The sequence below is a fragment of the Idiomarina sp. UBA3162 genome (assembly GCF_002364475.1).
Classification (GTDB): Bacteria; Pseudomonadota; Gammaproteobacteria; order Enterobacterales; family Alteromonadaceae; genus Idiomarina.
Window position 1 is genome coordinate 45,913 of sequence record NZ_DEYI01000053.1, and the last position, 9,344, is coordinate 55,256.

Here is a 9,344-nt window from a genome sequence, read left to right on the forward strand (position 1 = left end):
ATCCATGCTGATAAACCACTGCGGTGTAGCACGGAAGATAATCGGCGTTTTATGACGCCAGCAATGCGGATACGAGTGCTTATAACGCTCAGCGTGCATCAAGTTACCTGCATCACGTAAGGCATCGATGATAGGCTCATTCGCTTTAAATACGTGCTGGCCCGCAAAGCGCGGCGTATCTTCTTTATATACACCGTTGTCGCCCACTGGGTTATAGACTTCTAGATCATATTTTTGACCCACCAAGAAGTCATCTACACCGTGGCCCGGTGCGGTATGCACACACCCTGTACCACTTTCGGTGGTAACATGGTCGCCCATGATCACCGGCACTTTGATATCAAATAATGGGTGGTCGAGCTGCAACAGCTCAAGCGCTTTCCCTTTACAGAAACCCAGCTTGTGATAGTGATTGATGCCCCAACGGTCCATACAATCATTTACCAAGTCACTCGCAAGAATGACACGCTCAGCCTGTTGGTCGTCAGTGGCTTCGATTTGCACTAACGCGTATTCAAGTCCTTCGGCAAGCGTTACCGCACGGTTAGCCGGCATGGTCCACGGCGTGGTGGTCCAGATCACCATGCTCAGTTTACCTTGACCTTGATGCCCTTCTGGCGTGGTGAACGCCGCCAGTGCTTTGTCGCTATCCGTGAGCGGCATGCGCACATCGATAGCGGGTGATTCTTTATCTTTGTACTCGACTTCTGCTTCGGCGAGTGCTGAACCACAGTCTGTACACCAATGCACAGGCTTAAACCCTTGATGCAAATGACCTTTATCGATGATTTTAGCCAGCGCGCGCACACTATCCGCTTCTTGCTTGAAGTTCATCGTTAAATAAGGATTATCCCAGTCACCCAATACACCCAACCGTTTAAAGTCTTCGCGCTGCTGGTCGATTTGCGTCTGCGCGTAGTCACGACAGTGTTTACGAAATTCTGCCAGGTCGAGCTTTTGACCCGGCTTACCGTGCTTTTTCTCGACTTGCAGTTCGATAGGCAAGCCGTGACAGTCCCAACCTGGGGTGTAAGGCGCATCAAAGTCGCTTAAGGTTTTCGACTTAATGATAATGTCTTTAAGGATTTTATTGACCGCATGACCAATGTGGATCTGACCGTTTGCGTACGGAGGTCCATCGTGCAAAATAAAACTCGGCTTGCCCTGTTTGGCTTTACGAATCTCGCCATAGAGATCGTCTTGATACCATTGTTTGAGCATGCCCGGCTCGCGTTTAGCGAGGTTTCCGCGCATTGGGAACGCCGTTTCAGGCAAGTTTAATGTGTGCTTATAATCACTCATGGGTCACTGTTTCCATTTTCCGCATATTTACTGACTATCGTGGCCGTTCAACTTAAAAGTGCTCGGGCACGAGCGGCATCTTTCTCTATTTGCTGTTTTAAATGTTCGAGCGAAGCAAAGCGCTGCTCGGATCTTAATTTGGCAACCGGTGTCACGGTTGCGTGCTGACCGTACAGGTTGCCTGAAAAATCAAATAAATGCACTTCTAATTGGACTTCATCGCCGTTTAGCGTAGGCCGCGTGCCTAAGTTGGCGACACCGTGGTAGGTGCTTTCGGCGCGACCTACATTGATTTTAACCGCGAATACGCCGTGCAGTGGGCTTTTTAGCCGCTTTAATGGGATATTAGCCGTGGGGAAGCCAATGGTACGGCCATTTTTACGGCCGTGCACGACTTTGCCCATCATTTGATACGGACGTCCCAACATACTCTCGGCGCGCTCAAAGTCGCCCTCGGCAAGTGCCGCTCGGATCGCAGTACTGCTGACTCGCTGTTGCTGCTGACGGTAGCTGCGCGTATCGACGACTTCAAAACCAAGCCGTTTACCCTCGCGTTGCAATAGCGCAAAGTCCCCTTCACGCTTGTAGCCAAAGCGAAAATCGTCGCCCACCACTAAAAACTTCACACCCAACTTTTCGACTAATACATTTTCAATAAATTCGATAGGCGGCTGACTGGCAAATTTACGATTAAACTCAATCACCACATGACGATCGATCGCTTCATCTCGCAAAGCGAGATATTTTTCACGCCAGTTGGTCAAGCGCGCAGGTGCTTTTTCGGGCTGGAAGATTTCTTGTGGCTGCGGCTCAAAGGTCATTACGGCCGCGGGCACGCCAAGCGCACTGGCTTTTGCTTTAACTTGCGCCAGTACCGCCTGATGGCCGAGGTGAACGCCATCAAAGTTGCCGATAGTGAGCACGCATCCATGATGTTCTGAGCGCAAATTGTGTATGCCGCGAATGAGTTCCATAGCCGAACAAAGTACCACTAATTAAATGTATAAAAATAATTCGGGTGAGATTATAACCGATGCTGCGTTCAGAATCAGTATTCTTGCGCGCGCAAATGACGTGGTCTTAATCCACTGCCTAGCAACACCAACAAATAGGCACCTGCGCCAACACCAATAATTTGTGCTAATTGCCACGGTCGTGCAACAAGCGACATTTCACGCCACTGTTGTACCGACGGGGTCATCCATAAAACAACGGCGACCATTGCCACTACAGCGACGACCACACGCACGACAAATGCCCAGGTGCCAGGTTGAATAATCAACACCCGTTCGCGGTGTAAGGTCGCACCCAGCATGATCGCATTGAGCGCAGCGGATGCCGCGGTCGCCATAGCAAGCCCGACATAACTATAGGGAATTGCGAATGCCACGTTGAGCACCATATTCGCGACCATCGCAATAATGCCAAACTTGACTGGCCGCTTGGTGTCTTGTCGCGAGTAGAAACCAGTCGCCAGCACCTTAACTAACATAAAGCTCAACAATCCCGCTGAGTACGCCATTAAACTATACGACGCCATCTCGGCATCGGCTGGGGTAAAGGCTCCGTGCATGAACAGCACCATCAACATGGGCTCGGCTAAAAAGAACAGTCCAGCCATTGCCGGGAGACCCAGTAATAACACCATGCGCAACCCCCAGTCGAGCGTAGCGGCGAAGTTTTCGCTCGACTTATCAACGTGCCGTGACGACAGCGCCGGCAAAATGACCGTGGCAATGGCAATGCCGAATAGTCCGAGCGGAAACTCAAGCAAGCGATCGGAGTAATAAAGCCAACTAATTGAGCCGGTCATTAAAAAGCTGGCGATCAGCGTATCGAGTAACAGGTTAATTTGACTGACGGAAACACCAAATATCGCCGGTAACATTAACTTACGAATCCGCGTGACACCGCTGTCATGCCAACCCCAACGTGGGCGCGTGAGCAAACCCGCGCGTTTTAAAAAAGGTAGTTGAAACAAAAACTGAATCAAGCCACCAAAAAACACGCCCCACGCCAAACCAAACTCAGGTTGCTCAAGGTTAGGCGCTAGCCAAATCGCGGCAGCAATAATCGCAATATTCAAGAAAACAGGCGTAAATGCAGCTACCGCAAACTTACCCAGCGTATTGAGAATTGCGCCCGCCATTGCGGTGAAGGTGATAAACCATAAATAGGGAAAAGTAATACGTAATAAGTCACTTGCCAGTACAAATTTTTCGCCTTGCGGTCCGTCGTTCCACCAGTCTAGAAACCAGCCGGTGCCAAAAAGTGCCGCCACGACCGGAGAAGCAAGCATACCCACTAAGGTGACAATCGTTACGATGGTGCCGAGCGTGCCCGATACGCGGGCTATCAGAAGCCGTTGCTGCTCCAATGGTTGGCCTTGTTTGTATTCGGTAAGCACGGGGACGAACGCTTGAGCAAAGGCACCTTCGGCAAACAGCCGACGTAAAAAGTTGGGAATTTTATTCGCAAAAAAGAACACATCCGCGGCGGCACCGGCACCCATTAAATTAGCAATGACAACATCACGCACAAGTCCAAGCACGCGCGAGATCAGGGTCATCGCACTGACAATAAAACCGGAACGTAACAACGCTTTGGACACGAGCTCTCCTGTACACGGCTGCGGATTGAAAAACGTCAGTGTATACCAAGCGTTCGTTATTCGCTATGCATGCTTAACGTAGCGCTCGTTAGACGCCCCATACAACGCGATTACGGCCGGATTTTTTGGCCTCATACAGTGCTTTGTCAGCATGATCCAGTACCGCCTGTTCGAGATCACTGCTTGCGGATTCGTCATCAGCGATAAACAGTGCCCCGATACTGATGGTGTAACCTATTTGCTCACCATCAAAAGTGACCTGAGATTGTTCGATCTCTTGCCGCAACGCCTCTAAGCGTTGATGCGCTTTATCTTTTGATTCGCTATTAAGAATCAGTGCGAACTCCTCGCCCCCTAAACGCGCGACCATGTCGTCGGAGCGAATACTGCGCGCTAGCGACTCTGCTAAATGTTTAATCACCGCATCGCCGGCAGCATGACCAAAGGTGTCATTGACGCGTTTAAAGTGGTCGATATCAAGAATCGCAACACTGCGTGCGCCACCCTCGTCATTTAAAAATTGGCAACGCTCTATAAATGCACGACGATTAGGCACCCCAGTGAGCGCATCTGTCATCGCCATATTTTTTAGACGCCGCTCAGCATCGATACGTGCTTTGTCCAATTGAACCGCATAAAACAGTGCCCCTAGCGCGTCTAACAAGGGCTGTAAAAAAGTCGCGTCACTTTGCTCATAATCATTGAGCTTGTTAGCGAGACCTATCATGCCAACCACATTACCTTGTAAACGAATCGGTAAACCCAAGAATCGCATAATACGGGGATGGCCACTCGGTGTGCCTTTGGAAGCAGCGTGTTGGCTGGGTTCGTTGGTCAGTACGACTTCGTTGGAGGTAATGGTGCGGCCAAATAAATTGTTCAAACTCTCGAAGAATAGTTCGCCGCGCAGATACGCTTTATACAGCTCTGAGCTTTGTTCGTTCCACGAGAGTTCCGATATCGCATGGATATACAACACATCTTTACCATTGCGCTTTTGCATCTCACCGATAAAGGCAAACTGGCTGTCGGCAATCTCAATCAGCTCGGGTAAAATGTCTTGGCAGGCTTTAGAGAGATCTTTGTCATTTAAGTAGAGCGCCTGTGCTTTGTTAATAAAGCTTAATAGTTGTCGCTGCTTATTATCGAGCAGCTCGGCCTCTTTCTTTTCAGTAATATCGCGGTGCGTCCCCGTTAAGCGCAGTGCTTTGCCTGCCGAATCGCGCTCGACCACGCGTCCATAGGTTTCTATCCAAACCCAATAACCTTGCGCATGACGCATACGATAAATGGTCGAGAAAGCAGGTGTGTCGCCCACCATATGGGCTTGTAACTCGCGCTCAACTCGCTTTAAATCGGCAGGGTGAACGAGACTCTCCCAAAAATACAACGATGGGTCGAAATTAGCGTACTCGATCCCGAGTAACTCACACCAGCGTTGATTCACTTTATTGGTATCGGTAGGTACGTTCCAATCCCAGGTACCCAACCCTGACGCCTCCAATACCAAACGCATTTGCTGGTTCGCCTCATTCAAGCGCCGTTCAAAGTAGCGGTTAGCGGTATTATCAATCAGCATGGCGTGGATATTTTCAAGCCGTCCCTCGGGATCATAAAAGCTTTTTGACAACAGTTTGACCCAGCGCTCGGGTCCTTTGACAGGTATTAGACGAAACTGGGCTTCACTCGTGGCGACCCCAGCGAGGTGGTTACTGAGTAAAAAGTTGAGTTCCTTGCGGCCTTTATCATCGAGGAAATCTTCAAAGCTCTTTGAGCCATCACGGAGTTGATCACTGGGAATATTGAACAACGTCGACATGTTGGCCGAGACATACTGCAGGTCCAATGCCATATTATAACGCCATTTAATCAGCGCAGCAGGCGTATCATCGATAAATGAGCGTTCTTGCACCAACTGTTGGTGCTTTAACGATAAGGTTAAGTATTGACTAACGTGCTCGCTGACATGCGACAGGCTCTCGAGTTCTTCATCAGAAAAGTTATGCGGCTGTGTATCGAGCACGCATACCGTCCCGACCGTCACATCGTCGAGCTTAAGTGGTACCCCTGCGTAAAATCGGATGTTCGGTGCGTCAGTGACATAGGGATTATCTTTAAATTGCTTATTCTTAAGCGCATCGTTGATTAGCAATTGCTCTTCGTTGCTCACCACGTAATTACAAAACGAAGGTTCGGGATCAATTTCTTCCCCATCAAAGCCGGTCTTTGCCTTAAAAAACTGGGTTTCGTTGTCGACGATACTGACGAACGCCATAGGCACATCTAACCACACGGCGAGCGCCTTCATTAATCCATTTAACTGAGGATCCTCTTGTCCTATATAGAGTCCAAACTCACGAATCTTCTCTACTCGGAGCGGTTCAGACATAACTCATCCTTAAATGTTGCAAGCTGTTAACAATATCGAATAAAAAATCATGTTTGGCAAGTCACTCAAAATACACAATCTACGACATTAAGTGTTGACATTTCCGCCAGATTAGGCATAATCCACGACCTTTATAAAGAAGCGTTCTGTTAACGAATTTTAGGAGTTCACCTTGGCTAACATTAAGTCTGCTAAAAAGCGTGCGATTCAAGCCGAGAAAAATCGCCGCCATAATGCAAGCCGCCGTTCAATGATGCGTACTTACCTTAAACGTGTAAACGCAGCCATTGAAAGCAAAGATAAAGAAGCTGCAACCTCAGCTTTAACCACAGTAACCCCATTATTGGACCGTTACGCAACTAAAGGCTTGATCAGCAAGAACAAAGCGGCACGTCATAAGAGCCGTTTGAACGCTAAGATCCAAGCGCTTTAATTGACACGTCGCAGTGTTCAAAAAACCGGCTTATTGAGCCGGTTTTTTTGTGTCTCTCATTGGCCTCTGACTCATCGCTAGAGCATTAGCTAAAGTCACCACGGGTAACCTTAGTATTCGCCTCAAGGTCTCGCGTTGCACGCTTACCAATGACCTCTTTAATGTGTTTAGGTGCGAGTCCATAGCCAGGGCGTACACTTCGTACATGTTCCGCAGTAATCAATTCACCTGCCGCAAGGTCTTTAACGAAATATAACGAGCGACGAAATTTCAAATTATCTTGCTCACTGGATTTGCGCCCGTAATCAACCTTTCCGAGTGCCTCCCATGCTGTTTTACTATCGCGACACAAAGCGGCGAGTTCATTCGGTTCTAATGAGAAACTATCATCAGGCCCACCCCCCTCGCGGTCGAGCGTGAAGTGTTTTTCAATTAATGCGGCGCCTAAAGCAACACTACAAATCGCGGTGGTATTATCTAATGTATGGTCGGATAATCCTGTCAACTGGCCAAAGCGTTGCTTCATATCAACTAGCGTCGATAAATTATAATCGGCGGCAGGCGCGGGATAGCCACTTACACAGTGCAACACCGCTAATTCTTTACAACCCGCCCGACGAGCAGCATCTATCGCATCTTGAATTTCTTCGGCATCTGCCATGCCGGTCGAAATAATCATCGGCTTACCCGTTTTAGCGACGTACTCAATAAGCGGAATATCGACTGCTTCAAACGAGGCAATCTTATAGGCGGGTGCGCCAAGTGACTCCAACAAATCAACTGCAGTCGGATCAAAAGGCGAACTAAACAGCGTAATGCCAACCTGCTTTGCATGAGCAAACAAGGCTTCATGCCATTCCCAAGGGGTATGCGCCCACTCATAGAGTTCATACAGTGTACGCCCTTCCCATAAGCCCTCATTGATACAAAAGTCAGGTTTGGACGAATCTAACGTAATGGTATCAGGGCGGTAGGTCTGAATTTTAAGCGCGTCGGCGCCAGCCGCTTTTGCCGCTTCAATAATTTTGAAGGCTTGTTTAATATCACCATTATGGTTTGCTGACATTTCAGCAATAATATAAGGCGGCGCATCATCGCCAATGCGACGCCCATCAATCTCAATGCTATTCGTCATCCATCTTCTCCACGATCACTTTATACTGGTGCCCATGCAAGGAGAACCACGCTGGATAGCGGTTGGGATCGCACACCCGAATCAGGTCCCACTGCGCTGCTATGCTTTTATCGGCATCTAACTGACTGTCTGAAGGCGTACGTTTGGGGTAATAGGTCGCCTGCTGTTCTGCCTGCGGTTGCGGTTGTGTTGCTAAAACATGGGCCACCGCCCAATCCATCAGCACTAATTCCATACTGAACAACGCTGCATTGATTTCATCCCACAGTGCATCTTTAGTCACGGGGAGTTGCAGTTGTTTATAGATGGCCCCCTCGTCGATACCTTCGGCTGCATCGAGCAAGGTAACAGTCAGTTGGTCTTTGCCTTCTAGTAGACCCCAAATGTGGGGGCTCCAGCCACGTCCTTTAGGTAAATCACTGGCATGTATGACCAAACTTCGCTGATAGCCAGAACGCACATCTGTGGTAATTTTTTCCACACAGGAAATCAGTAACAATATATCGCCACCGCGAAGGTGCTTTGCACGCTCAACAATCTCAACCTGATGCCCGTCTTCTTGTTGCTTGATTTTCCAGTCCTGCAACAGTGGTTGGATAGGATGATTAGGATCGGAACAAAGTACACTCACTTGCAGTGCTTGCGTCATAATAACCCCTTAATTGCCTCAATGACCCGGACCGTACCGCGACCATCGACTAAATTAGCCGCATTCTGTGATAACAACTCCAAATAGTGAGACTGTTCAATGCAGTGTGCCAACGCGCTTTGCAGCGACCGACCAACCGCTACGCTGCCTCGGCAATGCACTAAAATCGCCGCTTGGCGGTTTTCAAGTACGGTCGCAATGGCGGCTTGGTTTTCGGCTAATACACACATCAATGTCGGCACACCTAAGCAACACCGTTCCCATGCACTACTACCCGCGGCGCCTATCGCCAAATCTGCGTGTGCTAAACGCTCCGCGACATTGGTTACCGCGACAGCAACAGACACAGTAAAGCGACTTTGATTAACCTGTTGTTGCAAACCATGCAGATGCGGATAAGCGCTACCGACTAAAATATCAATCTGACAGCCTGATGCTAAATTAGAGCACTCAAGTTCAGTGAGTACCGTTGTCGTGACATTGGTGGCATCGACGCCGCCAAGACTGACGACAATACGCTCAATATCGGTCACCCGCTGGCGTCGTTGAAGACTCAGTTCGCGCCACTGCAGAAATTCATTGCGCAACAAACAATAGGGCGCGCCTACTAGGGCTTCGCTCTGAGCGAGTAGCAAATGTTTGTACATATCGATGCTTCGCCCTACCGTGGGGTCGACCAATAAATCACATGGCAATTTCCGGTCAGCCAGATCATCGAGCGCAATGACATGAGACGGGCACTGCGTTAACGCGTCAAACCAACGCTGGTCAATGCCGTAATGATCAACCACCAATAGTGTTGGCTGTTCGCGGTCAATAATTACC

Annotated in this window: 8 protein-coding genes; 1 reads left to right on the plus strand and 7 read right to left on the minus strand. The window is 49.1% G+C overall.

The genetic code is table 11. The annotated features are described in order from the left end of the window. The 4 genes from B2X00_RS06425 to B2X00_RS06440 all read right to left on the minus strand — a co-directional run. The coding region (locus tag B2X00_RS06425) for an isoleucine--tRNA ligase (protein WP_290486585.1) at positions 1-1,302 on the minus strand (1,302 nt) is incomplete at its 3' end. Between the two features lie 47 nt (positions 1,303-1,349). Then, positions 1,350-2,276, minus strand: coding sequence for a bifunctional riboflavin kinase/FAD synthetase (ribF, locus tag B2X00_RS06430; RefSeq protein WP_290486586.1), 927 nt, complete (start codon positions 2,274-2,276; stop codon positions 1,350-1,352). A gap of 74 nt (positions 2,277-2,350) precedes the next feature. Beyond that, entirely contained in the window at positions 2,351-3,913 is a 1,563-nt protein-coding gene (gene murJ, locus B2X00_RS06435; protein WP_290486587.1) for a murein biosynthesis integral membrane protein MurJ, read from the minus strand. An 88-nt stretch (positions 3,914-4,001) separates the two neighbouring features. After that, entirely contained in the window at positions 4,002-6,302 is a 2,301-nt protein-coding gene (locus B2X00_RS06440; RefSeq protein WP_290486588.1) for a sensor domain-containing diguanylate cyclase, read from the minus strand. Between the two features lie 172 nt (positions 6,303-6,474). Here B2X00_RS06440 and rpsT point away from each other — a divergent pair, with 172 nt between their 5' ends. Next, the gene (rpsT, locus tag B2X00_RS06445) at positions 6,475-6,735 is read left to right on the plus strand and encodes a 30S ribosomal protein S20 (RefSeq protein WP_071463303.1); all 261 of its coding nucleotides are present in this window, start codon (positions 6,475-6,477) and stop codon (positions 6,733-6,735) included. An 85-nt stretch (positions 6,736-6,820) separates the two neighbouring features. Here the strand turns inward: rpsT and pseI are convergent, their stop codons facing one another. From pseI to pseG, 3 genes are all read right to left on the minus strand, one after another. Further along, a complete protein-coding gene (gene pseI / locus B2X00_RS06450) occupies positions 6,821-7,870 on the minus strand; it encodes a pseudaminic acid synthase (RefSeq protein ID WP_290486589.1) in 1,050 nt (349 codons plus the stop codon). Further along, entirely contained in the window at positions 7,860-8,519 is a 660-nt protein-coding gene (locus B2X00_RS06455; RefSeq protein WP_290486590.1) for a formyltransferase family protein, read from the minus strand. The genes pseI and B2X00_RS06455 overlap by 11 nt, the downstream gene beginning before the upstream one ends. Beyond that, positions 8,516-9,344, minus strand: an 829-nt coding sequence (gene pseG, locus B2X00_RS06460; protein ID WP_290486591.1) for a UDP-2,4-diacetamido-2,4,6-trideoxy-beta-L-altropyranose hydrolase, incomplete at its 5' end; no start/stop codon positions are given. The genes pseG and B2X00_RS06455, both read right to left, overlap by 4 nt.